Origin of the sequence: Pseudomonas sp. ES1 (assembly GCF_050586605.1) — a bacterium.
GTDB lineage: Bacteria > Pseudomonadota > Gammaproteobacteria > Pseudomonadales > Pseudomonadaceae > Aquipseudomonas > Aquipseudomonas sichuanensis.
In genome coordinates, this window is sequence record NZ_JBOBDM010000027.1 from 54,861 (window position 1) to 77,368 (window position 22,508).

Sequence of the window (22,508 nt, forward strand, 5' to 3'; positions counted from 1 at the left end):
TCCCTTGTAAAAACCGACTGGAGATTGAGTGCGCGGGATCTTATTCGCAAATGATAATTGATGTCAATTAAGGCGTTCTACCATCCCTGCTTCCAGCAAGTTGCGGCACTTAATGACGTCAGCGCCCGTCTGTTAGCTGGCAAGGTTCGCGGGGCTATTGCGATCGCCCAGCGCAAGAGCTCACAGGACAAGGCCGCCGCCTCGACCGGGCCGGGCCCCAAAAAAACCCGCTGCAGCAGAGCCTCAGCGGGTTTCCCAATCAGTCAGGCCTTAGTCCTTGAAAGAGCCAGCGAGAAAAATGGTTGTGACTGGCCGCCTTTACTGAGGAAGTCGACAACCTTGCTCGCTACGACCTCTGGCAGTTCATCGTCCACAAAATCGGAGGGTTCGGGTTCTCTGAGCTGTAACACCGCAGCGCGGGATTTTCTGGTTTAGATTTACTCCCCCCCTGAACGAGCGTTTAAGTTTCTATGGGCCTTGCCAGTTCAGGTTCAGTTCTCACACGCATCTAAGTCCTTCATTTCTCTCCATTGCAAAATCTGTTGGCCGCCGACGGGGGCGCGCGCTTAGTAACCCGCCGTACGCCGGATGCAGTAACAAACCTTAAACAAGACTGTGACATTTTTTTTCAGCCTGCTTACCAGGTACCTCGGCATGGGTAACGGCCTGCCCGGATTCGGTCATGGAGCTGCAAGATGAAGGTTACGGTTTTCGGTACGGGTTATGTGGGGCTCGTCCAGGCGGCATGCCTGGCCCAGGTGGGGCATTCGGTGCTGTGCATGGACGTTGACGTCGAGCGGATCGCCACCTTGAGCCAGGGCCATTGCCCGCTCTACGAGCCGGGCCTTGCGTCACTGCTGAAACGGAACCTGGCCTGTGGCCGCCTGAGTTTCACCACCGACGCCGCCAGGGCGACCCATTTCGCCCCCTTGCAGTTCATCGCGGTCGGCACCCCGCCCCTGGCCGACGGCAGCGCCGACCTCAAGCATGTGTTCGCGGTGGTCGACAACATCCTTGAACATGCTGACGGCCCCAAGGTCATCGTCAACAAGTCCACCGCGCCGGTCGGCACGGTCGACCGCATCAAGGCGCGCATCCGCCAGGCTGTCGCCAATGCCGAGCACTATCGGGTGATCAGCAACCCGGAATTTCTCAAGGAAGGTTCGGCGGTCGACGATTGCATGCGCCCGGAGCGCATCATCATCGGTGGCGCCGGGCCGGCCGAGCTTGAGCTGCTGCGCGAACTGTACCTGCCGTTCTGCCGCAACCGGGAAAAGCTCATGGTCATGGATGCGCGCAGCGCCGAGCTGACCAAGTACGCCGCCAACTGCATGCTGGCGACGAAGATTTCCTTCATCAATGAAATGGCCAACCTGGCCGAGCACCTGGGCGCGGATATCGAGATGGTCCGCCGTGGCATCGGCTCGGACCCGCGCATCGGCTACGACTTCATCTACCCCGGCTGCGGTTTTGGCGGCTCGTGCTTCCCCAAGGACCTGCAGGCCCTGAGCAAATGCGCCGAAGCCGAAGGCTTCGAGCCGCAACTGCTGCGCGCGGTCGAGTCGGTGAACGCGCGACAGAAGAACCGGCTGTACGCCAAGATCGCCCGGCACTACCCCGCTGGCCTGCGCGGCAAGGTCTTCGCGCTGTGGGGGCTGTCGTTCAAACCCAATACCAATGACATTCGCGAGGCCTCCAGCCGGGTCCTGCTCGAAGCCCTGTGGGCTGCCGGCGCCCGGGTGCAGGCCCACGACCCGCAGGCCATGGAGGAGATCCAGCGACATTACGGCGAGCGTGCCGACCTGCAGCTGGTGCCGTGCAAGGACGATGCGCTGCAGGGCGCCGATGCGCTGGTGATCGTCACCGAGTGGCAGGACTACCGGGTGCTGAACCTGGACCAGGTACCGCAGCTGTTGGCCGACCGGGTGGTGTTCGACGGGCGCAACCTGTTCGAGCCCGAGCACATGGCCGCCGCCGGCCTGACTTACTACGGCATCGGCCGTGGCCAGGTGCCGCTGCCATGCCCGTACTGATCACCGGCGTCGCCGGCTTCATCGGCTATCACCTCGCCCAGCGCCTGTGCCAGGAAGGCCTGGAGGTGGTCGGCATCGACAACCTCAACAGCTATTACAGCGTCGAGCTCAAGCAGGCGCGCCTGCAACAGCTGGCCCGCTGGCCGAACTTTTGCTTCCAGCGGCTGGACATCGCCGAGCCGGATGCCCTGCTCCAGCTGTTCGCCAGGCAGCCCTTCAGTGAGGTCATCCACCTGGCGGCCCAGGCCGGGGTGCGCTATTCGCTGGACAACCCAGGGGCCTATGGCCAGGCGAACCTGATCGGTTTTCTCAACCTCCTCGAAGCCTGCCGCCGACACCCCACCGGCCACCTGATCTATGCCTCCAGCAGTTCGGTGTATGGCGCCAACGCCAAGCTGCCGTTCAGCGTCGACGACCCGGTGGAACAACCGGTCTCGCTGTACGCCGCGAGCAAGCGCGCCAATGAGCTCATGGCGCACACCTACGCGCACCTGTACCGCATCCCCGCCACCGGCCTGCGCTTCTTCACCGTCTACGGCCCCTGGGGCCGCCCGGACATGGCGCTGTTCAAGTTCACCCAGGCCATGCTCGAAGGCCGGCCCATCGAGGTCTACAACCACGGCCGGATGGCACGGGACTTCACCTACATCGGCGACATCGTCGAAAGCATCCAGCGCCTGCGCGGCAAACCACCACAGCCGGCCGCAGGCCAACCGCCCTGCCAGCTGTTCAACATCGGCCGCGGCCAGCCGGTCAGGCTGCTGCAATTCGTCGAGTGCCTGGAACAGGCCCTGGGCATCCCGGCAACGCGTGATTACCTGCCCTTCCAGGACGGCGACGTGCTGGAGACCTGGGCGGACATCAGCTCACTGGCGCACTGGATCGACTACACCCCCAGGGTCTCGCTGGAACACGGCGTCGGCCAATTCGTCAGTTGGTACCGGGACTTCTACCGGATCTGAACCCCGCATTCACAACAAGAACACAGGTAGGCCCGATGACTGAACAGATCGACCTTTCGGTACTGATTCCGGCAAAGAACGAAGCTGAAAACCTGCCGGCGCTGCTGGCGGAAATCCGCAACGCGCTGCAAGGCGAGCGCTACGAGGTGCTGGTGGTGGATGACGGCAGCAGCGACCCGACCCTGGTCGTGCTGCAGCAACTGCGTACCCAGGGCTTTGAACAACTGCGCATCCTCCACCATGAACGCTCCCTGGGCCAGAGCACTTCGCTCTGGCACGCCGCCCAGGCGGCCCGTGGTCGGTGGCTGGCGACCCTGGATGGCGACGGCCAGAACGACCCGGCGGATATCCCTGGGATGCTCGCGCTGGTGCGTGCCAGCGAAGACCTGGCCGGTGGCATCAAGCTGGTGGCCGGGCACCGGGTCAACCGCCGCGACACCGCCAGCAAACGCTGGGCTTCGCGCTTCGCCAACGGCCTGCGCAGCCGCCTGCTCAAGGATGCCACCCCAGACACCGGTTGCGGGCTGAAGCTGATCGAGCGCGCGGCGTTTCTGCGCCTGCCCTACTTCGACCATATGCACCGCTTCATCCCGGCGCTGATCCTGCGCCACAACGGCCGCATGCTGGTGCACCCAGTGAATCACCGGCCACGCCACGCCGGCACCTCCAAGTACGGCAACCTGGACCGTGCCCTGGTCGGCATTCTCGACCTGTTCGGGGTCTGGTGGCTGATCCGGCGCACCCGCCTGGACACCCGCCCGCAGGAGCTCGAAGGATGACCCGCGAAACCCTCTGGCTGATCCTCGGCTTCACCGGCCAGGCCGTGTTCACCGGCCGTTTCGTGCTGCAGTGGCTGTACAGCGAGTACAAACGCCGCAGCGTGATCCCGGTGGGCTTCTGGTACCTGAGCATGCTCGGCAGCGCCTTGCTGCTGATCTATGCCATCTACCGCCAGGACCCGGTGTTCATCATCGGCCAGGCCTTCGGTTTTCTGGTCTACCTGCGCAACCTGCAGTTGATCGCCCGGTTCAAAGAGCAGAAGGAATAGCCCTTGCTCAGGTTCACAACCCCCACAGCCCAATGCCTGGCACTGGTCGCCCTGGCGTTGCTGCTGGTCGGTGCCGGCATCGGCTGGCGCCAGCCGATGAACGTCGACGAAGAACGCTTCCTCGGTGTCGCCCTGGAAATGCTGCAGAGCGGCAACTGGTTCATCCCGCACCGCGCCGGCGAAATCTACGGCGACAAACCGCCCTTGTTCATGTGGACCGTGGCCTTGTTCAGCGCCTTGAGCGGCTTGCCCGAGGTCGCCCTGTACCTCCCCGGCCTGCTCTCGGCAGCCACCACCACTGCGGTGCTGTACGACCTGGGCCGGCGCCTGTGGAACAAACGCATCGGTTGCATCGCCGCCTTGCTGTTCCTGGCGACCTACCAAAGCTACAGCATCCTGCGTACCGGGCAGATCGACAGTTTCCTCGCATTATGGGTCGCGCTGGGTTTCTACGGTTTGCTTCGCCACCTGCTGCTGGGCCCGGCCTGGGGCTGGTTCTATGCCGGCTGCGCGGCCATGGGCCTGGGCATCATCAGCAAAGGTGTGGGCTTTGTCCCGGCGCTGATGCTGCTGCCCTATGCCTGGGCCGTGCACCGGCGCTGGCGGGGCGTGGTGGCCATGCCTGGCCAGGGCTGGCGCTGGAGCCTGGGGCTGCTGTGGTTGCTGGCCGGTTGCGCGGTGTGGCTGCTGCCACTGCTGCTGACCATCGCCCATGGCGGCGGCGCGGCAGAGCTGGCTTACCTGAAAGAGATCCTGCTGCGCCAAACCGCCAACCGCTATGCCAATGCCTGGGACCACCGCGAGCCGTTCTGGTACTTCTTCGCCAAGGTCATCCCCAAGTACTGGCTGCCGCTGGTGCTGGCCCTGCCCTGGCTGGTACCGGCCTGGCGCCGGCAACTGCTCAAGCATGACGGGCGCTTGCTGGTGCTGCTCGGCTGGGTGGCACTGGTGCTGTTGTTCTTCAGCCTCAGCAGCGGCAAGCGCAAGCTCTACATTTTCCCGGCTTTGCCCGGCCTGGTGCTGGCCATCGCCCCCTTGCTGCCCTGGTTGCTCAAGCGCTGGTTCCAGCGCCGGCCGGGCTGGCGCAAGGTGTTTACCCTGGTCGCCGTGGTGTGGTTCAGCCTGTGGTTCGTGCGCGGCCTGGTCGAGCCGGTCAAGGAGGGCCGCAACCCCCACGAAACCCTGATGGTCGATGCCGCCCGTGCCACCGGCGGCGCCGAACTGGTGCTGGTCAACTGGCGCGAGGGGCACTGGCTGTTCGCCCGCCAGCCGATCGTGCACTTCGGTTTCGCCAGCCACTCCTCCGCGGACACGGCCGTCTATTGGTTGCGCCAGCACCCCGCCGCGTTCGCCCTGCTGCCGGCGACCGAGTTGGGCCGCTGCTTCGGTGCCGACAAGGCGCGCAAGCTGGGCGATACCTCGCGCGCCGAGTGGTATGTGGTGGGTGCCGATGCCGACACCGGCCAATGCCAGCCGGCCACCCCCAAACAGGTCTACCGATTTGCCTGGGGCTACAAGCCCTGAGACCGGCTCGGCGCAGGGTCAGAAATCCACCGTGGCAGACAGCAGCAGCGTGCGCGGATAACCGGGCGAGATCGCACCATAAGAGGCGACGCCAGACCAGTACTCACGGTCGAATACGTTCTGCACCGTCGCCCGGAACGTCGTCGGGCGCCCGTCGATACGGGTGGTGTAGCGGCCGCCGACATCGAAGCGGGTCCAGGCGTCAAGCTCCTGGGTGTTGGCCTGGTTGATGTACTGGCTGGCGGTGTAGATGGTGCCACCGGTCAGGGTGAAGCCTGCCAGCCACGGTGTATCCCACTCGCCCCACAGGTTGGCCTGCAATTCAGGCACGCCCACCGGCTTGTTGCCTTTGTTGGCGGCGGTGGCCGAGTCGGTCAGCTTGCCGTCCATCGCGGTCACACCGCCCATCAGGCGCACACCCGGGCTGACTTCGCCGAACATGCTCAGCTCGACGCCACGGTTACGCTGCTCTGCCTGTACCGAGAACTGGTTGCCGGCACCCAGCTCGCCGCTGGGTTTCTCGATCTGGAACAGCGCCAAGGTGGTCATGAAGCTGTCGCGTTCGAACTTCACGCCCAGCTCATGCTGCTTGCTGGTGTAGGGCGCGAAGGCTTCACCGGCGTTGGCGGCCGTGGCCGGCGCGATGTCGCCCTTGCTCAGCCCCTCGACGTAGTTGTAGTAGAGCGAGACGTTCTCCCACGGCTTGACCACCACCCCGACCACCGGCGTGGTGGCGCTGTCGTCGTAGCGCGACGACACCGCGCCGGCCGCGTTGTAGTTGCGCGATTCGATGTCCTGCCGACGCACGCCCAGGGTCAGCTGCAGCCGGTCATCGAGCACGGCCAGGGTGTCGGTCACGGCCAGGCCGCTCAGCTCGGACTCGGAAATGCGCAAGACCTTCGGTGCATTGATGTGCTGCTTGGGCACATCGACCGGGTGGTAGATGTTCGACAGGATCGCCGTGCCGTTGTTGATGCCGCGGGACATCTCGTCCTGATAACGGGTGGCCATGACGGTCACGGTGTGGTTCACCGGGCCGGTTTCAAACAGGCTGCGCAAGCCCACATCAGCGGTGGAGCGGTCGACGTTGAACTTGTAGTAACCGGGGATATTGCTGGTATCGCCGGTCGCATTGAGGATTCTCGGCACCTGGTCGGACATGCGTTTTACATCGGCCTTGCCGCCGCCGGCATGGGCAAACACGGTCAAGGAATCATTCAGGTCGTACTCGCCGCCGAGCAACGCGGATTGCTCACGGGTGTTGGACCAGCCCCAGTCCTGGGGCAGGTTGGTACGGCCATTGGCGGCCGACGGCACATCGATGCCCGGTGCCACGGTGAAGGGCCGCGAGGCGGCATCCCATTTTTCTTTCTGGCTGATGAAGTCGAAGTTCAGGCGCAGGCGCTCGCCTTTGTAGTCCAGGGCGATGGCGCCGATATCCAGAGCGCGCTGCTGGTTGTCGATGGCGGTGTCACCCTGGGCAAGGCTGCCGTTGAAACGCACGCCCCACTGTTTGTCCTCGCCGAAGCGGCGGCTGATGTCGAGGTGGCCACCGGCCTGGCTGTCCGAGCTGTAGCTGGCGGTGAAGCGCGTCAGGTCCTCGGCCAGGGCGCGCTTGGGCACGATGTTGATCACGCCGCCGACACCGCTGTTGGGCGAGATGCCGTACATCAGGGCGCCGGGCCCCTTAAGCACCTCGACGCGCTCGGCGTACTCGGTGAATACCCGATAGTTGGGCGCAACGCCGTAGACACCATCAAAGGCCAGCTCACCCAGGTTGCCCTCGCCCACCGGAAAGCCACGGATGAAGAACGAGTCGACAATGCCGCCGGTCTGCCCGGTGGAGCGCACCGACGGGTCGCGCTCCAGCGCATCGGCCACGGTCACCGTCTGCAGGTCGGCCAGGGTCTTGGCGGTGTAGCTGGTAACGCTGAAGGGAGTGTCCATCACATCCTTGTTGCCCAGCATCCCCAGCCGCCCGCCGCGGGCCACCTGGCCGCCGGCAAAGGCTTCCGGCAAGCTGTCGTGGCGCAGGCTGTTGGCTTCGATGTTGGTGGCGGCGAGTGTCAGGCCATCGCCTTGCTGCGCCAGCTTGACCAGTGTGTAGTTGCCGTTGCCCAGGGCCACCAGCTCAAGGCCGCTGCCGGCCAGCAAGCGGGCGGCACCGTCCTGTAGCGAGTAGTTGCCGTTGAGGCCCGCGCTGTGCAAACCGTCGGTCAGCGCCGGCTCGAACGACAAGGCGATCTGCGAGGCCACGGCAAAGCTGGACAGCACGCGGCCCAGCGGGCCGGGGCTGATGGCGTAGGCCTGGGTGGCCACGACGCTTTCGGGTTGCGCGAGTGCCACCTGGGTGCCTGCGGCGCCGGCCACCAGGGCCAGGCTCATCAGGGCGTTACGGACTGCGGTGGCGAGCGCACGCTCGGCGTGGGGACGGCTTGCAACAGGCATGACAGGAGGGTCCTTGTGACCGGATAAGGAGAGGGTTCACTCCTGTTGCCAATCGAGATGGGGAAAAGTATCAGCTTGGGTTGAATGAATTTTTTTGGGGTGGTTTTGAAGCACATTCCTTTGTGTGTTGGAGGCCCCTGGGCATGACCGGAGGTTTGCGGCGCCTATTAGATCGAGCGCCGCCCGCGCGGCGCATCGCTGGCAAGCCAGCTCCCACATCTGTTTCGGGCCAGTCACTCCTGTGATTTCATCGCTGTCCGCCTTGTTGGTAAGACGCGGTATTGAGGTGGGCGCCACTGGCGCCTCACCTGACTCGAGACATGCACCAAGGCGTGCAGCGGTACCTTCACAGGAGTAATTGGCCCGAAACAAATGTGGGAGCTGGCTTGCCAGCGATGCGCCGCGCGGGCGGCGCTCGATCTCATAGGCGCAGAACATCTGGCGGCGAACACCTTGCAGCCCACCGCCCTACCGCGCAGAAACCAGCGTCCAATACCCACCCATGCGCTCCTCGACCTCCAGCCCATAAGTCGCCCGCAACATCCCCAACGTGCGGCGCCTGTCGCTGATCGGAAACGCCCCCGACACCCGCAAGCCCGCGCTCTGCCGGTCACAGCGAATGAACCCGCGCTGGTAGCGCGCCAACTCACCCAGCAGCTCGTCCAAGCGCATGTTGTCCGCCAGCAGCATGCCCTGGGTCCAGAGCGTGCCGGCGCTGTCCAGCGCCTGGTTGGGGCCGACGGCCTGGCCATCGAAATCGGCCTGCTCGCCAGCCGCCACGACCCGGCCCTGCGCCTGCCCGGCGCTGGCGGGCTGCACCCGCACAGCCCCTTCAAGCACCGCAAGATAGGTGCGCCCTTGCCGTTCACGCACGGTGAACCGTGTGCCCAGAGCCTGCATCACCCCTTCCCCGGTCCCTACCCGCAATGGGCGCGCCGGGACGACGATATCCGGCGCGGTCTGCACCAGGATCTCGCCGCGGTACAGACGGATGAAACGCTCGTTGGCATCGAAGCGCACGTCAATCGCAGTGTCGGTGTTGAGGATCAGCTGGGTACCGTCGGCAAGCGTGACATCGCGGCGCTGGCCAACCGCCGAGCGATAGTCCGCTGCCCATCCTTGCCCGTACATCTGCCAACCTGCCCAGCTTGCAGGAGCCAGGGCCAGCAGGACGGCCAGGCGGGTGATCGCCTGGCGTCGGCCCGGATCACTGGGGCGATCCAGCGCCGACAGCGACAGTGCCGGCGGCAAGCCACCCAGCTTGCCCATCAGCAGTTCGGCACGCGCCCAGGCCTGGGCACGCTCGGCGCTGCTGTTGCGCCAGGCCGCCCATTGGGCCTGCTGCCCTGGCGTGACCTCGCTGTCGCTCAGGCACATCAGCCACTCGGCGGCCTCCGCCAGTGCTTCGGGGTCAGGCTCGAGGTGGGGGTGATCGACGCTCACTCAGTCAACCAGCTTCAGGCACTGGAGAAACGCCTGCTTCATGTAGCGCTTGACGGTGATCAGCGAGACGCCGAGCTGCTCGGCGATGTCCTCGTACTTCATCCCGGCCAGCTGCGACAGCAGGAACGCCCGCCTGACCAATGCCGGCAAGCTGTCGAGCATCACATCGATTTCATGCAGGGTTTCGAGGATCAGCAAGCGCGCTTCCGGCGACGGCGCCTCGGGCGCTGGCAGCTGCTCCAGCGCCGCCAGGTAGGCACGCTCAAGCGACTTGCGCTTGCACCAGTTGGCGAGGATGCCGCCGGCGACGCAATTCAAATAGGCACGGGGCTCGTTGAACACCGTGACCTTCGACGCCAGGATGCGCGCGAAGGTGTCATGCGCCAGATCAGCCGCATCCATCGCGTTGCCCAGGCGCCGCCGCAAGCGGTTGTACAACCATCCGTGATGGGCGCTGTAGAGCGCTTCGACAGCAGACAGTCGTGGGGTTTGCACAGGCTGGGCTTCGCTCATGGGGCGATTCTTTTTGTGTAACTGAGAATTGTTAGCAATGCTAAGTTACACCCCGACCGCAAAGCAAGGCCCGCAAACAAAAGGCGCCAGGTTGATTGCAACCGGGCGCCTTGGGGGATCGCTGTCGATGCAGCTGAGGTCAGAACCTGAAGTTGGCCGTCAGCTCCGCCGAGCGCCCCGGTGCGACCGTGGCGAACAGGCCGACGTGGGAGGCATCGTAGATGGTCTCGTCGGTCAGGTTGAGCACGTTCAACTGCAGGTCGAGGTTCTTGTTGACCTTGTAGGCCACCATCGCGTCGTAGCGCCAGTAGTCGTCAATGCTGACGGTGTTGGCATCGTTCATGTAACGCTGGTCCATGTAGTTGGCCCCGGCGCCCACGGTCCAGCGGTCGGTCAGGTCATAGGACGACCACAGGCTGAAGCTGTTCGGCGCAATGAACTTGGAGCGGTTGCCGTCGTTGCTGCCATCGCCGCCCGACTTCACCACTTCGGCATCCAGGTAGGTGTAGCCGCCCCAGACCGCCCAGGCGTCGGTGATGCGGCCGGTCACGCCGAACTCGATGCCGGTCACGCGCTGGTCGCCGTCCAGGGCCACCAGGCCGGTGATCGGGTCGGTCACCCGCGCATTGGTTTTCTCGGTACGGAACACCGCGGCGGTCAGCGACAGCTGTTCGTTGAACACATCCCACTTGGTCCCCAGCTCGACGCTGCGCGACTTTTCCGGGTCGAGATTGGCCTTGTTGCCATTGAGGTTGCCGGCCCCGGCACCGTCGGCGCCGCCGGACTGGGTGTTCTCGCCCGAGGGGTTGGACGAGGTGCCGTAGGACAGGTAGATGCTGCCGTTGGGCATTGGCTTGAACACCACGCCCACCTGGTAGTTCCACAGCTCGCTCGACGACGAGGCGCCGCCCTCGACCCGGTTCTTGACGTCATAGTCGTCGTAGCGCAGCCTCAGGTTCAGGTCCCACTGCTCATGCAGCGCGAGGGTGTCGAAGGCGTACAGCGACTTGACCTCGGTCTGGTACTTGCTGGTGACCTCCCCGGTACCCGGCAGCAAGGTCCAGCCACCGTCGTGCGGGTTGGGGTTGTACAGGTTACCCGGGCGACCGTTGTTGCCAGCGTGCTTGTCCTTGTCGGTGATGGTCTCGCGGCTGACCTCCAGGCCGGCGGAATAGCTGTGCTTGATGCCACCGGTATGGAAGGTGCCAAACAGGTCGGTCTGGTTGAGTACCGAGGTGTTGACCACATTGCGTGGGCGGAAACCCCGGCCTACCAGGCCGTTCTGCTCCTGCGCGACGTTGGCGAACACTGGGCGGCTCATCACGTAGTTCTGCATGCTGCGCCCGCCGCGCAGGGTGTTGCGCACGGTCAGCTGCGGGGTGAATTCATGTTCGATCAGCAGGGTGGCCAGGTCGGCGGAGGTCTTGCGAAAATCTCGGTCGACCAGCCCGTAGAAGTTGTCCCGGTCGACATCCGCAGGCTTGTTGGTGATCAACGAAATCGGGTGGCCCTGGTCGGGTATGTCATCGGTTTCCTGGTGGTAGTAGCTGGCCGTCACCCGCGTCGGGCCCTGCAGGCCCCAGGTGATGGTCGGGGCGATGCCCCAGCGCTTGACCTCGACGTCATCGCGGCCGGGGGTATCGGCTTCGTGCTTCATGGCGTTCAGGCGAAACGCCAGGTCCTGCTCGGGCAGGTACTGGTTGATGTCCAGGGTATTGCGCCACAGTTGGTCGGTGCCCATGGTGACGCTGCCGGCGATGAAGTCTTCGGCCTTGGCAGCCTTGCTCACGAGGTTGATCGAGCCACCCGTGGAGCCCCTGCCGTTGTAGGCCGAGCCCGGCCCTTTGACGATCTCGACCGACTCCACGTTGAAAGCCTCGTGGGACATGCGGCCCAGGTCGCGCAGGCCGTCGATCTGGATATCGGTACTGGCTTCGAAACCGCGGATGAACGGCCGGTCGCCCAGTGGCGTGCCGCCCTCGCCTGCGCCCAGGGTGATGCCTGGGGTGGTACGCAGCACGTCGGTCAGCGAGGTGGCGCCGCGCTCCTTGATCAAGGCTTCGTTGATGATGGTGATCGACTTGGGCACTTCGCGCAGCGGTGCGGTGAACTTCGGCGACGACATTTCATCCACTTTGAACGTCTCGGCCTGATGAACACCTTTTACATCGGTCGCCTCCAGTTCAAGGATCGAGCCCGGCTTGGTTTTGCCGGCATCGGCGGTTTGCGCCAGGCTCGCGGTCGAACAGGATGCCAGGGCCAGGCCGAGGGCCGTATAAAGATGTGGGGATTCCGCGCGGCGGGTTGTTGGAGTGCTTGCCATTTGATTGCCATCACCTATGAAATGATGCGCAATCCTATTTGCGATAATTTATTGAACAAAGTGCATTTACAAAATTTACGCCAAGTAACTATATATTTCACAATTAAAGTTAATTAAGTTTAGTTACATATATTTAGTTACACTTTTCGTCATATATCAGTGCAGTAAGGCAAGGCTTTCATCGCCTTGCCGCCCTGGGTATTCAGCTACCGATCCCAACGCAGGTGGGCCTGAGCAGCGACGCTGGTTGTCGATAGCGGGCTCTGACACACTGCCCCGCTCACCCAACACTCTCGCGAGGCCGCCTGGTGTCGTCACGCCCTTCCCCCTCCGAGCGCATGCCCGCGCTGGTAGAAGCCAGGCAGCTGGGGCGAGCCAATGCCTCTGGGCAGGCGCCCTTGCTTGCACCTGCCGACTTCAGCCTGTGCGCCGGTGACCGCGTGGCGATCAGCGGCCATTCCGGCGCGGGCAAAAGCGTGTTCCTGCGCTTGCTGGCGCTGCTCGACTCGCCCAGCAGCGGCGAAATCTTCTGGATGGGCAGCCCCGTCACGGCCCAGGCGATCACCCGCTACCGTTCATGCGTGTGCTACCTGGCCCAGCGCCCTGCCCTGGTGGACGGCAGCGTCAGGGATAACCTGCAGTTGCCGTTCACCTTGAAAGCCCTGCGCCCGCGCACTTTCGACATCGACGCGGCGAATCAGCTGCTGGGCCTGGCTGGCAAGCCGAAAGGTTTCGTCGACAAAGCGGCCAGCGACCTGTCGGGCGGAGAAGCGCAGATCGTTGCCTTGATCCGCGTACTGCTCATGCAGCCGCAAGTCATCCTGTTCGATGAACCCACGTCCGCCCTTGATCCGCAGTCGGCGGCGGCCGTGGAAACCTTGGTGATGAACTGGTTCAATGCCGCGAGCCAGCAGCGTGCCTACGTCTGGGTCTCGCATGATCATGCGCAGGCGCAAAGGATGAGTAGCCGCCAGCTGACCCTGCAACAAGGCGCCCTGCTTGCCGAGTACCGCACATGAACTACCAGAGCCTGTCCTATGCCGATCTGGCGATCGCCTCGACGCTGATACTGATCAACGGCGTGCTGTCGCTGTTGTTGAAGCTACAGCTGGAGCGCCAGTTGCTTCTGGCTGCCGTGCGCACCGTGGTCCAGCTCCTGGCCATTGGCTACGTGCTGGGTTGGGTGTTCCACTTTGCCCAATGGTATGTGGTACTGCCCTTGGTCCTGGCCATGACCCTGGTCGCCGGGCACGCGGCCGCCGGGCGAGGCAAACACCGCCATCACGGCCTGCTCACCGACAGCGTCGTTTCGGTCTGGCTGAGCTCCTGGCTGGTGACGGCCGTCGGCCTGTTCGTGGTGCTGCGGATCCGCCCCTGGTACGAACCCCAGTACGCCATTCCGATCCTCGGCATGATCCTCGGCAACACCCTCACAGCGGTGTCCCTGGGCATCGACCGCATGACCCGGGAACTCAGTAGCACCCGCGCCGTGGTGGAGATGATCCTGGCCTTGGGCGGGACCCGCTGGGAGGCGGCCCGGGCCGCCGCCGCACAGGCGGTGAAGGCCGGCATGATGCCAACCCTGAACCAGATGACGGTGGTTGGCATCGTAAGCCTGCCGGGCATGATGACCGGCCAGATCCTTGCTGGGCAAAGCCCCGCCGAGGCCGTGCGCTACCAGATCGTGATCATGTTCCTGATCGCCGCGGCATCAGCGCTCGGCACGGTTTGCGCGGTACTGCTGACATTCAATCGGCTGTTCTCGCCGGCCCATCAGTTCATGCTGCACAGGCTCTTACCCAGGCCCTGAGCACCGCGTTCAGCCACGACGCAGGCGCTGTGGGTCAACCTGCTCCTGCGCAGGAAGCGGCAGCAGCCGCAACCACAGGTCACGCCGTGCCAGCACCTGGGCCTGCAGGCTCACCTGCGCAGGCAGCGTACCGGCGTACAGCGCCCGCAGATGCACCAGTTCCAACCCGCTGACATCCACCAGCCATTGGCTTACCAACGCCGGGCAAGGGCGCCCCTGCAACGCCCGGTGCAGGTAAGGCAACGCCACCCGCATGCGTGGGTGGCAACGTTGCACATAACGCTCAAGGTTGCGCCCCCGCGCCTCGAACGGCGTGAGCAGCAGGCAGACCAGTTGCTCTTCGCTCACCCCATAGGCCTGGGCAAAGCTGGCTTGCGCCTGCAAGCTGTATTCCTCCGGCCAGGCCAACTGGCTCTGGCCCAGACGCTGCAACAACCCCTGCACGCCCTCGCGATAGCCAAGCAGGCTCACGTACTGCCCATGCAACCCATGCAGATGCGCCAGCGCCAGCGGGTCAAACAGCCCAGCCGGCCCCTGCAGTTGACACGGCAGCACCTCGCGGCGGCCCAGCATGTGTTCCAGCGAGGCCCCATCGTCCAGTTGCAGCAGGTCATCCACCGCGACCACACGCAGGGGGCGTAGAGCCTGGGGTGGCAGTGCAGCCTGCACTGACGGCGCAGGGTCGGCCAACCTGTAGCGCAGTTGTGCCAGGTGCTGTGTCAATACACGTGCACACTGTGGCAGGGCCGATGGTGAAGCATCGCAGGCCTGGCTCAGGCAGCGCCGGGCCCAGGCCAGCAGACGGCGGCGCTGTCCGGCCGGCACCACCGTGACCAGAGCATCGACACCACCCTCTGGGTCCGCGCCGGTCAGCGCCTGGCTCAGCTCCTCTGCCAGCATCAGATAAGCCTGCCCCCCGAGCAGTGCATCGGGCTGCCCGCCACACAAATGACCAAACAGCAGCCAGGCCTTGCCGGCATCGCCCAACTGCCCGTCGCCACTGGGTTCGCCGGCAATGAACGGCTCCAGTCGCTCACCGTCGCTGAGCAGCAGTTCCACCCGTGGGTCGTCATGCAGGAACAAGGCACTGAAGCAGCGCTCATGGCTGGCCAGCGTCGCGCGATCCAGCCCAGGCGACCTGGCAACAAGCACACGCAGGCGGAAGGTTGCATGGTGGCGAAGGGCGATGCTCAATTGCGCCGCGCGCAGGTAGGCGAGCAAATGGGCGCTGCGCTGGTCGCCACCGTGCAACAGCACCAGACGCAGATCAGCGATCTGCGCATGGCCGCCAGCGATCACCAGCAACCGTTGCATCAACAGCTGAATGGAAGCGCGCTGCGCCTGGTTCAAATGTTCGAAGATACGTTGCAATACTTGTTGATAAACATAGTGCATGGCCTGGTCATGGGTATTGTTCATGTAATCACTCCATCTTTCTGATCGGATCAGATCCAAAAGCAGAGTTTGGCAGATGAATAAAACCCCGATCTTGAAGGAAATTTCCTAAAAACAGGAAAGACAAGAGAGTATTAATACCTCGGTGATTGTCGCTGCGCAGGCTATAACCCAGTGCCACTGCACCCTGTGGTCACTGTCATTGATCTGACACACACATGCTGACAAGTCGAAACATAAAAATCATGAATAACCCGGACAAAGAACACATTATTGAAGTTGCAACGAATTAACTAGCAACATCCACTACGACATCAGCAAGCCATCCTAAATTGCCGTAGGACACATCCGAAAAAAAGCCCGAGGCATTGCTCGGGCTTTTTTCATGATGGCGACAGTCGCTGGCGATCAACTCACCGCCATGTCCAACACCACACGCCCCCCACACGGACATTCGTCCATGTGGCGATGGGCCGCGACCACTTGGTCGAACGGATACACCTTGATGATCTGCGGGGTCAGCAGTTGGTCGGCGGTGAACTGGTTGATGTCACGCAACGCCCGCTGCAGGGCAACCTGGTCCTGGGCGATGCCCAACTCCGGCTTGCCGGTGAAGTTGCCGATGCAGTGCACATGGAACTGGATGTTCTTCTGGAACGCCGCGCAAGCCGGGAACGGCGTCTGGTTGCCACCCTGCAGGCCATACAGCACCAGGCTGCCGCGCGGCGCCAGCACGTCGCCGAGCAGCGACATCTGCGGCCCACCCATGCCGTCGAGAACCATGTCCACGCCACGGCCGTTGGTGTACTTGCCGACCTGCAGCACCAGGTCCTGCTCTTCGGTGACGATCACCTTGTCCGCGCCCAGGCCGAGCAGGTATTCACGCTGCTCCGGCTCCTTGGTGGCGGCGAACACCTTCAGCCCCAGGGCCTTGCCCAACTGCACGAAAGCCGGCCCTGCGCAGTGGCTGGCATCGGTGACCAGCGCGGTCTGGCCGGCCTTGGCCCGGGCCAGGTCGACATAGGCGAAATACGCGATCAGCAGCGGCGTGTAGTGCACGCTGGCTTCGATCGGGGTCAGCACATCGGGGTAACGGGTGATGGCGCTGCGCGGCAGCACGATCACATCGCCATAGACAGGGTGATCATTGGGGCTGGTGGCCGGGAAGCTGGCGACCCGGTCGCCTACCGCAATGTCGTCCACCCCTTCGCCAACCGCCATGACCACACCGGCCATTTCATGGCCGATGCCCGCCGGCAGGCGTGCCTGGGAAGGTGCCAGGTTCTGCCGCCAGAGCACGTCGTACCAGCTGATGCCGATCGCCTCGACGCGCACCTGCACCTCGCCGGCCGCCGGGGACGGTTCGGCCTGCTCCTCGCAACGGAGCACATCGGCCTGACCGAACTTATGGAAACGGATCATGCGGGACATCGCATACCTCGCCTGTGTGAATCTCGTATTACCACGGACTTTATCCGGGCTTTGCGCTTTGGGCCATCAGTGGCCGTTAATAGTCGACATGCCTGTCATTGATTGGGCCCCAGGCAAATCTGCGCATTGGCTCCCACAAATCGGTGCAGGGTAACAGCCTTTGGCCTTAAGATTCACCCCTGCCCCACTGACTGGCGAGCCGCATCGAATGAATCGTAACGACTTGCGTCGCGTAGACCTCAACCTGCTGATCGTGTTCGAAACCCTGATGCACGAACGCAGCGTGACCCGCGCCGCCGAAAAGCTGTTCCTCGGCCAGCCGGCCATCAGCGCTGCGCTGTCGCGCCTGCGCAGCCTGTTCGACGACCCGCTGTTCGTGCGCACCGGCCGCAGCATGGAGCCGTCGGCCCGCGCCCACGAAATCTTCGCCCTGCTCTCGCCAGCCCTGGACTCGATCTCCACTGCGGTCAGCCGCGCCGCCGAATTCGACCCGGCCACCAGCAATGCGGTGTTCCGCATCGGCCTGTCCGACGACGCCGAGTTCGCCCTGCTGCCGCAACTGCTCAAGCGTATCCGCGCCGAGGCCCCCGGCATTGTGCTGGTTGTTCGAAGGGTCAATTACCTGCTCATGCCGACGCTGCTGGCATCGGGTGAAATCTCGGTGGGCGTGAGCTACACCAGTGACCTGCCGGCCAACGCCAAGCGCAAGGTGCTGCGCCGCAGCATGCCCAAGTTGCTGCGCGCCGACAGCATGCCCGGCAGCATCAGCCTCGACGATTTCTGCGCCCGGCCCCATGCGTTGGTGTCGTTTGCCGGCGACTTGTCCGGTTTCATCGATGAAGCGCTGGACGAAATCGGCCGCAAGCGCCATGTGGTGCTGGCGGTACCGCAGTTCAACGGGCTGGGGAGTTTGCTGGCGGGGACCGATATCGTCGCCACGGTGCCGGACTACACCGCGGATGCGCTCACTGCCGCTGGCGGGTTGAGGGCTGAGGACCTGCCACTGCCAGTGCGCAGTTTCGAGTTGCACATGGCTTGGCGCGGGGCGCAGGACAATGACCCTGCGGAGCGCTGGCTCAGGTCGCGGATACAGATGTTCTTCGGCAGCGACGAGAACATGTAAAGACAACATGGGCGTATTCGAGTAACGCAGGTTGACGCCACTAAATGGCGATCCATCACGTGCAAGCCTGCTCGAACGAACCGTGTCATCGACATCGTGGGATTCACCCGCCATATGCAGCGGCAGCCAAAGGCGCAGCGCTCGAAGCCTGGCAACAACCTGGCCAAGCGCCATGTGGTCTTCAAGGTCACTCAGGCGAGTACTTTTCCGACGCGTTACTGCCCGGTATCGCCGAATCATGCTCCCCCCTCTGCTGATAATGCTTTCGCAGCGCATGCCGCTCGGCCGGCCCCATGGCACCTCGGCGCTCCCTCATGCGGTGGCGGCCCGCGACGCCGGCAAAGCTCCAGGTTTTTCGCACCCATGCGCTGCTGTTGTTCACCCGCTAAATGTTTGCCCGGAGGTCCTTCAGGCACCTGGTCCGAAAACCCGCGAATATTTGCAGTGCGCTGACCGCCTGCCCAGTCACAACTGCACACAGACCTTCCTGTGTTCGACCAGAGGTAAGCCATCATGGCTAACAATCAAGGCAAGGGCGGCGATCAAACCCGTAGCACCAACACCAACGGAGGCAACGCCGGTCAGCAAGGGGGACAGGGCTCGGCTGGCGACATGACTGACCGGCAGAAAGGCGGCCAGCGGCCTGAAGACACGACCGACAAGGATTGGGCGCATTCCCAGGATACCGGGCGACAAGGCGGGCAATCGGTGGAGCGGCCTGACGAAAGGGAAAACCTTTCCGACACTGGAAAAGCCGGTGGCCAACAGCGCGACCAAGGCCCGGACATAGACAAGGAACGCTGATTCCGAAGCGGTCCAACCAGGGCGACAAACGTTCGCCCTGGGGATCGCATTGAACAGCTCCTGTACCGGTGGATTGGAAGGCAGCTAAAGCCCTTTACGAGGAGTCAGAACATGATCGACCCCGATCTTCCAGATCCGTATGTCGATGAGGTGCCGCTCGATCCCGGCGAACAGCTACCCACACCTGCCCCGGAGCAAGAGGGACCCGACTGGCCGGAGGGCCAGGTGCCACCAGAGGAACAATCCGACGGATGACAAAACCCGTCCCAGCGCCACTCGTCAATCCTGCTGAACCCTCTCGTTCCCCTGCCAGTCGCTACTGATGAGTACTTGAACACAGGGGGCTATGGTGAGCGAGATCCGTATTGGTATTGCCGGTTGGTGCTGTGGCCCTTGGCGCAAGGACTTCGACCCTGAGGGGCTACGCCAGGACGACGAGTTGGTGACCGAGCCAGGGGTCGAGCCGCAGGAGCCACTATGAACGGAACCCTGCCTGCCCCACGCTGCATCATTGACAAGGTGACTGGCGTGCACCACCTGACGGTGCTGACCCTCAATGTGCACAAGGGCTTCACCCTGTTCAACCGCCGTTTCATCCTGCCGGAGTTGCGCGAGGCGGTACGCACAACCGGGGCTGACCTGGTGTTCCTGCAGGAGGTGCATGGCAGCCACCAAAGGCATGCCGAACGCCATCCGACCTGGCCGACGGCACCTCAATATGAATTCCTCGCCGACAGCATGTGGCCGCAGTTCGCCTACGGGCGCAATGCGGTCTACCCCCATGGCGACCATGGCAACGCCCTGCTGTCCAAGTTTCCAATTCGCGCCCAAGACAATCTCGACGTTTCGATCCACGGCAACGAGGAACGCGGCCTGCTGCACTGCCTGCTCGAAGTGCCCGGCCATGAGCAGGTGCACGCAATCTGCGTACACCTGGGCCTGCGCGAAGACCATCGTCAGCGTCAGGTCGGCCTGCTGCTGACGTTGCTTGACAGCCTGCCGCCGGACGAGCCGGTCATCGTCGCCGGCGATTTCAACGACTGGCGTCTGAAAGCGGATGCGCGGCTTTCGGGCCACCTGGTCGAGGCCTTCGGCAAGCCGGCACGTAGCTTTCCCGCCCGCCTGCCATTGCTGCGCCTGGACCGCATCTACCTGCGCAATGCACAAGCTTGCCAGGCACGGGTGTTGTCCAGATACCCCTGGTCACACCTCTCCGACCATGCCCCGCTGGTGGCGCAGGTGACGCTATGAAACAGCCCTGGTGCGACGGCAACCACGTCGAGTTGCTGATAAACGGCGAGCAGTACTACCCGCGCGTGTTCGAGGCCATGGCCCAGGCACGCGAGGAAATTCTCCTGGAAACCTTCATCATCTACGACGACAAGGTCGGCCAACCCTTGCGCCAAGCCCTGATCGACGCCGCTCGGCGCGGGGTACGGGTCGAGGTGGCAGTGGACGGCTATGGTACAGCGGACCTGCCCGACGATTTCATCTCCTCGATGACCGAGGCCGGGGTGCGTTTCCATTCGTTCGACCCACAACCACGGCTGGCCGGCATGCGCACCAACCTGTTCCGCCGCCTGCACCGCAAGATCCTGGTGATCGACGGGAAGCGTGCCTTCATCGGTGGCATCAACTACAGCGCCGACCACCTTGGCGACTTCGGCCCGCAGGCCAAACAGGACTATGCGGTGGAGGTCGTCGGGCCGGTGGTGGCCCAGGTGCACGCCGCCACCTGCCGGATGCTCGCGCCGGTGCTGGAAACCGCCAACCGGGTCGAACCGACCAGGGCCGCCGGCTCGGCCAGGGCCCTGCTGGTGGAGCGCGACAACTGTCACCATCGTAACGACATCGAGGTCTGTTACCTGCAAGCCATCCGCGAGGCCAGGCAACGCATCGTAGTCGCCAACGCCTACTTCTTCCCTGGCTACCGCCTGCTGCGCGAACTGCGCAACGCCGCCCGGCGCGGGGTCGAGGTGACGCTGATCCTTCAGGGGCAACCAGACATGCGCTGGGTACGCGCGCTCTCGCGGCTGCTCTACAACTACCTGCTGCGCGACGACGTGCGCATCCACGAGTATTGCCAGCGCCCGCTACACGGCAAGGTGGCGTTGGTGGACAACGATTGGTCCACCGTAGGCTCGAGCAACCTCGACCCGCTGAGCCTGTCGTTCAACCTCGAGGCCAACCTGCTGATACGCGACCGTGCGTTCAACGAATACCTGTACCAGCACTTGAGCGACTTGAGCCGCGATCACTGCAAGAGCGTGACGCTGGAGCGCATGGTGCGCGGCTACTGGTGGCGCGCACCGCTGATCTTCCTGGGGTTCCACATCACTCGCTATTTCCCGCGTATCGCCGGCTGGTTCCCGGCGCACCGGCAGCGCCTGCAGTCGCTGCAAACCGACAGCGAGGCCCCGGCCGACTACCACGGGGGCAAGACCTGATGGCCACGCCACGCTGGAAGACCTGGGGCAAACGCCTGCTGACCGTGCTGTTCCTGATGCTGATCCCGGTACTGCTGTTCACCCTGGCGCGTAACCTGGACTGGAACGAAGTCCGCCATTCGCTGCTGGCCTACCGGCCCTCGACCCTGGCCATGGGGTTGCTGCTGGCCCTGTGCAGCTACCTGGTATTCGCCAGCTACGACCTGCTCGCCCGCGCCTACACCGGCCACCACCTGCCGGCTCGCCAGGTACTGCCAGTAGCGTTCGTCTGCTACGCGTTCAACCTCAATTTCACCACCTGGGTCGGTGGCGTGGCCCTGCGCTATCGCCTGTACAGCAGGCTGGGCCTGGATACCGCAACCATCACCCGCATTCTCACCCTGGGCCTGCTGACCAACTGGATGGGCTATCTGCTGCTGGCCGGCACAGTATTCGCCTTGGGCTTGGTCAAGCTCCCAGAAAGCTGGGTGGTGGGTGCAGGCGGCCTGCGCCTGATCGGCGTGCTGATGGTGGCAGTTGCCTTGGCCTACCTGCTCGCCTGCGCCTTCGCCAGGCGGCGCACCTGGGACCTGCGCGGGCACGAAGTCACCCTGCCGAGCCTGCGTCTGGCGTTGTGCCAGGTGGCCTTGGGCGCAAGCAACTGGGCGCTGATGGCAGCGCTGATCCACCTGCTGCTGCCATCTGAGCTGTTCTATCCCTCGGTGCTGGGTGTGTTGCTGATCAGCTGCGTGGCAGGCGTAGTCGCCCATATCCCCGCAGGGCTCGGCGTGCTGGAGGCGGTGTTCCTCGCCCTGCTCCACGGCCAGCTCGGCCAAGGCACGCTGGTCGCCGCACTGCTGGGCTATCGAATGTTGTACTACCTGATTCCACTGCTGTTGGCGGTGGTTACCTACCTGGTCCTCGAGAAGCGCGCCAAGGCCTTGCGCCAACAGGCCGGGCCGGCCCTCGACAAGCGCTGATGGGCCATAGAGCCCGGGAGGTACATCATGCGAATCTTTCTGTGTATGGGACTGCTGGGCACCTTGGCCAGCGGGCAGGTGCAGCAGCACACCTGCTACAGCTACGGCAACATGCCCACCGAAGCGATCGCCGGCGCCCAAACGAGGCACGCTCAGCGCTGTGCCGTTGCCGTTGCCGTTGCCGTTGCCGTTGCCGTTGCCGTTGCCGTTGCCGTTGCCGATCAAGAGTTTAGCGCCATAGCCCG

The 22,508-nt window shown here is 63.8% G+C and carries 21 protein-coding genes and 1 pseudogene; 16 read left to right on the forward strand and 6 right to left on the reverse strand.

Going from position 1 to position 22,508, the window contains the following annotated elements:
- Positions 1-695 precede the first annotated feature (695 nt).
- The 5 genes from ACQ4N9_RS13310 to ACQ4N9_RS13330 are packed head-to-tail and all read left to right on the forward strand — an operon-like array spanning position 696 to position 5,567.
- A complete protein-coding gene (locus ACQ4N9_RS13310; protein ID WP_390968715.1) occupies positions 696-2,033 on the forward strand; it encodes a UDP-glucose dehydrogenase family protein in 1,338 nt (445 codons plus the stop codon).
- Positions 2,021-2,995, forward strand: a complete 975-nt coding sequence (locus ACQ4N9_RS13315) for an NAD-dependent epimerase/dehydratase family protein (RefSeq protein WP_390968713.1) — start codon at positions 2,021-2,023, stop codon at positions 2,993-2,995. Before ACQ4N9_RS13310 ends, ACQ4N9_RS13315 begins: the two co-directional genes overlap by 13 nt.
- Before the next feature lie 35 nt (positions 2,996-3,030).
- Positions 3,031-3,774 (forward strand): glycosyltransferase family 2 protein, encoded by a 744-nt coding sequence (locus ACQ4N9_RS13320; RefSeq protein WP_347149986.1) that lies wholly within the window; start codon positions 3,031-3,033, stop codon positions 3,772-3,774.
- Positions 3,771-4,043: a lipid-A-disaccharide synthase N-terminal domain-containing protein gene (locus tag ACQ4N9_RS13325; RefSeq protein WP_110996226.1), complete on the forward strand. Its 273-nt coding sequence runs from the start codon at positions 3,771-3,773 to the stop codon at positions 4,041-4,043. The genes ACQ4N9_RS13320 and ACQ4N9_RS13325 overlap by 4 nt, the downstream gene beginning before the upstream one ends.
- A 3-nt stretch (positions 4,044-4,046) precedes the next feature.
- Positions 4,047-5,567, forward strand: coding sequence for an ArnT family glycosyltransferase (locus ACQ4N9_RS13330; RefSeq protein WP_390968710.1), 1,521 nt, complete (start codon positions 4,047-4,049; stop codon positions 5,565-5,567).
- Positions 5,568-5,585: 18 nt separating this feature from the next.
- On the opposite strand, the gene ACQ4N9_RS13335 is transcribed toward ACQ4N9_RS13330, so the two are convergent.
- The 4 genes from ACQ4N9_RS13335 to ACQ4N9_RS13350 form a co-directional block, all read right to left on the reverse strand.
- A complete protein-coding gene (locus ACQ4N9_RS13335) occupies positions 5,586-8,015 on the reverse strand; it encodes a TonB-dependent siderophore receptor (RefSeq protein ID WP_390968708.1) in 2,430 nt (809 codons plus the stop codon).
- Between the two features lie 468 nt (positions 8,016-8,483).
- On the reverse strand, positions 8,484-9,458 hold the full coding sequence (locus ACQ4N9_RS13340; protein ID WP_390971450.1) for a FecR domain-containing protein: 975 nt from the start codon (positions 9,456-9,458) through the stop codon (positions 8,484-8,486).
- On the reverse strand, positions 9,459-9,971 hold the full coding sequence (locus tag ACQ4N9_RS13345) for a sigma-70 family RNA polymerase sigma factor (RefSeq protein ID WP_390971448.1): 513 nt from the start codon (positions 9,969-9,971) through the stop codon (positions 9,459-9,461).
- Between the two features lie 139 nt (positions 9,972-10,110).
- Positions 10,111-12,096 (reverse strand): TonB-dependent receptor, encoded by a 1,986-nt coding sequence (locus ACQ4N9_RS13350; RefSeq protein ID WP_390971446.1) that lies wholly within the window; start codon positions 12,094-12,096, stop codon positions 10,111-10,113.
- Positions 12,097-12,123: 27 nt separating this feature from the next.
- Between ACQ4N9_RS13350 and ACQ4N9_RS13355 the strand changes: the two genes are divergently transcribed.
- From ACQ4N9_RS13355 to ACQ4N9_RS13365, 3 genes are all read left to right on the forward strand, one after another.
- Positions 12,124-12,411, forward strand: a complete 288-nt coding sequence (locus ACQ4N9_RS13355; RefSeq protein WP_390971444.1) for a hypothetical protein — start codon at positions 12,124-12,126, stop codon at positions 12,409-12,411.
- Positions 12,412-12,632: 221 nt separating this feature from the next.
- On the forward strand, positions 12,633-13,313 hold the full coding sequence (locus ACQ4N9_RS13360) for an ABC transporter ATP-binding protein (RefSeq protein WP_430933033.1): 681 nt from the start codon (positions 12,633-12,635) through the stop codon (positions 13,311-13,313).
- Positions 13,310-14,104, forward strand: coding sequence for an ABC transporter permease (locus ACQ4N9_RS13365; protein ID WP_390971440.1), 795 nt, complete (start codon positions 13,310-13,312; stop codon positions 14,102-14,104). Before ACQ4N9_RS13360 ends, ACQ4N9_RS13365 begins: the two co-directional genes overlap by 4 nt.
- 9 nt (positions 14,105-14,113) lie before the next feature.
- Here ACQ4N9_RS13365 and ACQ4N9_RS13370 read toward each other — a convergent pair whose 3' ends face one another.
- Positions 14,114-15,523 (reverse strand): hypothetical protein, encoded by a 1,410-nt coding sequence (locus ACQ4N9_RS13370; protein WP_390971438.1) that lies wholly within the window; start codon positions 15,521-15,523, stop codon positions 14,114-14,116.
- Positions 15,524-15,907: 384 nt separating this feature from the next.
- Positions 15,908-16,930: a zinc-dependent alcohol dehydrogenase family protein gene (locus ACQ4N9_RS13375; protein WP_125464311.1), complete on the reverse strand. Its 1,023-nt coding sequence runs from the start codon at positions 16,928-16,930 to the stop codon at positions 15,908-15,910.
- A 208-nt stretch (positions 16,931-17,138) separates the two neighbouring features.
- Between ACQ4N9_RS13375 and ACQ4N9_RS13380 the strand changes: the two genes are divergently transcribed.
- From ACQ4N9_RS13380 to ACQ4N9_RS13415, 8 genes and pseudogenes are all read left to right on the forward strand, one after another.
- Complete coding sequence (locus ACQ4N9_RS13380) at positions 17,139-18,053, forward strand: LysR family transcriptional regulator (RefSeq protein WP_390971436.1); 915 nt, start codon at positions 17,139-17,141, stop codon at positions 18,051-18,053.
- Between the two features lie 513 nt (positions 18,054-18,566).
- Positions 18,567-18,857, forward strand: coding sequence for a hypothetical protein (locus ACQ4N9_RS13385; protein WP_390971434.1), 291 nt, complete (start codon positions 18,567-18,569; stop codon positions 18,855-18,857).
- Between the two features lie 111 nt (positions 18,858-18,968).
- Complete coding sequence (locus ACQ4N9_RS13390) at positions 18,969-19,112, forward strand: hypothetical protein (RefSeq protein ID WP_390971432.1); 144 nt, start codon at positions 18,969-18,971, stop codon at positions 19,110-19,112.
- A gap of 94 nt (positions 19,113-19,206) precedes the next feature.
- A complete protein-coding gene (locus ACQ4N9_RS13395) occupies positions 19,207-19,338 on the forward strand; it encodes a hypothetical protein (RefSeq protein WP_390971430.1) in 132 nt (43 codons plus the stop codon).
- The gene (locus ACQ4N9_RS13400; RefSeq protein WP_390971428.1) at positions 19,335-20,108 is read left to right on the forward strand and encodes an endonuclease/exonuclease/phosphatase family protein; all 774 of its coding nucleotides are present in this window, start codon (positions 19,335-19,337) and stop codon (positions 20,106-20,108) included. Before ACQ4N9_RS13395 ends, ACQ4N9_RS13400 begins: the two co-directional genes overlap by 4 nt.
- Positions 20,105-21,304, forward strand: coding sequence for a cardiolipin synthase ClsB (clsB, locus tag ACQ4N9_RS13405; RefSeq protein ID WP_390971426.1), 1,200 nt, complete (start codon positions 20,105-20,107; stop codon positions 21,302-21,304). The genes ACQ4N9_RS13400 and clsB overlap by 4 nt, the downstream gene beginning before the upstream one ends.
- Positions 21,304-22,263, forward strand: a complete 960-nt coding sequence (locus ACQ4N9_RS13410; protein WP_390971424.1) for a lysylphosphatidylglycerol synthase domain-containing protein — start codon at positions 21,304-21,306, stop codon at positions 22,261-22,263. The genes clsB and ACQ4N9_RS13410 overlap by 1 nt, the downstream gene beginning before the upstream one ends.
- A 27-nt stretch (positions 22,264-22,290) precedes the next feature.
- Positions 22,291-22,508, forward strand: a pseudogene (locus ACQ4N9_RS13415) (hypothetical protein); the annotation flags it as partial.

What these genes read in the sequence shown, in the direction of transcription:
- ACQ4N9_RS13320 (WP_347149986.1), top strand. Translation starts at nt 3,031, where the DNA reads ATGACTGAACAGATCGACCTTTCGGTACTGATTCCGGCAAAGAACGAA.
- ACQ4N9_RS13345 (WP_390971448.1), bottom strand. Translation starts at nt 9,971, where the DNA reads ATGAGCGAAGCCCAGCCTGTGCAAACCCCACGACTGTCTGCTGTCGAA.
- ACQ4N9_RS13310 (WP_390968715.1), top strand. Translation starts at nt 696, where the DNA reads ATGAAGGTTACGGTTTTCGGTACGGGTTATGTGGGGCTCGTCCAGGCG.
- ACQ4N9_RS13380 (WP_390971436.1), top strand. Translation starts at nt 17,139, where the DNA reads ATGAATCGTAACGACTTGCGTCGCGTAGACCTCAACCTGCTGATCGTG.
- ACQ4N9_RS13365 (WP_390971440.1), top strand. Translation starts at nt 13,310, where the DNA reads ATGAACTACCAGAGCCTGTCCTATGCCGATCTGGCGATCGCCTCGACG.
- ACQ4N9_RS13350 (WP_390971446.1), bottom strand. Translation starts at nt 12,096, where the DNA reads ATGTCGTCGCCGAAGTTCACCGCACCGCTGCGCGAAGTGCCCAAGTCG.
- ACQ4N9_RS13385 (WP_390971434.1), top strand. Translation starts at nt 18,567, where the DNA reads ATGGCTAACAATCAAGGCAAGGGCGGCGATCAAACCCGTAGCACCAAC.
- ACQ4N9_RS13390 (WP_390971432.1), top strand. Translation starts at nt 18,969, where the DNA reads ATGATCGACCCCGATCTTCCAGATCCGTATGTCGATGAGGTGCCGCTC.
- ACQ4N9_RS13335 (WP_390968708.1), bottom strand. Translation starts at nt 8,015, where the DNA reads ATGCCTGTTGCAAGCCGTCCCCACGCCGAGCGTGCGCTCGCCACCGCA.
- ACQ4N9_RS13325 (WP_110996226.1), top strand. Translation starts at nt 3,771, where the DNA reads ATGACCCGCGAAACCCTCTGGCTGATCCTCGGCTTCACCGGCCAGGCC.
- ACQ4N9_RS13410 (WP_390971424.1), top strand. Translation starts at nt 21,304, where the DNA reads ATGGCCACGCCACGCTGGAAGACCTGGGGCAAACGCCTGCTGACCGTG.
- ACQ4N9_RS13360 (WP_430933033.1), top strand. Translation starts at nt 12,633, where the DNA reads ATGCCCGCGCTGGTAGAAGCCAGGCAGCTGGGGCGAGCCAATGCCTCT.
- ACQ4N9_RS13375 (WP_125464311.1), bottom strand. Translation starts at nt 16,930, where the DNA reads ATGTCCCGCATGATCCGTTTCCATAAGTTCGGTCAGGCCGATGTGCTC.
- ACQ4N9_RS13370 (WP_390971438.1), bottom strand. Translation starts at nt 15,523, where the DNA reads ATGAACAATACCCATGACCAGGCCATGCACTATGTTTATCAACAAGTA.
- ACQ4N9_RS13355 (WP_390971444.1), top strand. Translation starts at nt 12,124, where the DNA reads ATGAACACCTTTTACATCGGTCGCCTCCAGTTCAAGGATCGAGCCCGG.
- ACQ4N9_RS13400 (WP_390971428.1), top strand. Translation starts at nt 19,335, where the DNA reads ATGAACGGAACCCTGCCTGCCCCACGCTGCATCATTGACAAGGTGACT.
- ACQ4N9_RS13315 (WP_390968713.1), top strand. Translation starts at nt 2,021, where the DNA reads ATGCCCGTACTGATCACCGGCGTCGCCGGCTTCATCGGCTATCACCTC.
- clsB (WP_390971426.1), top strand. Translation starts at nt 20,105, where the DNA reads ATGAAACAGCCCTGGTGCGACGGCAACCACGTCGAGTTGCTGATAAAC.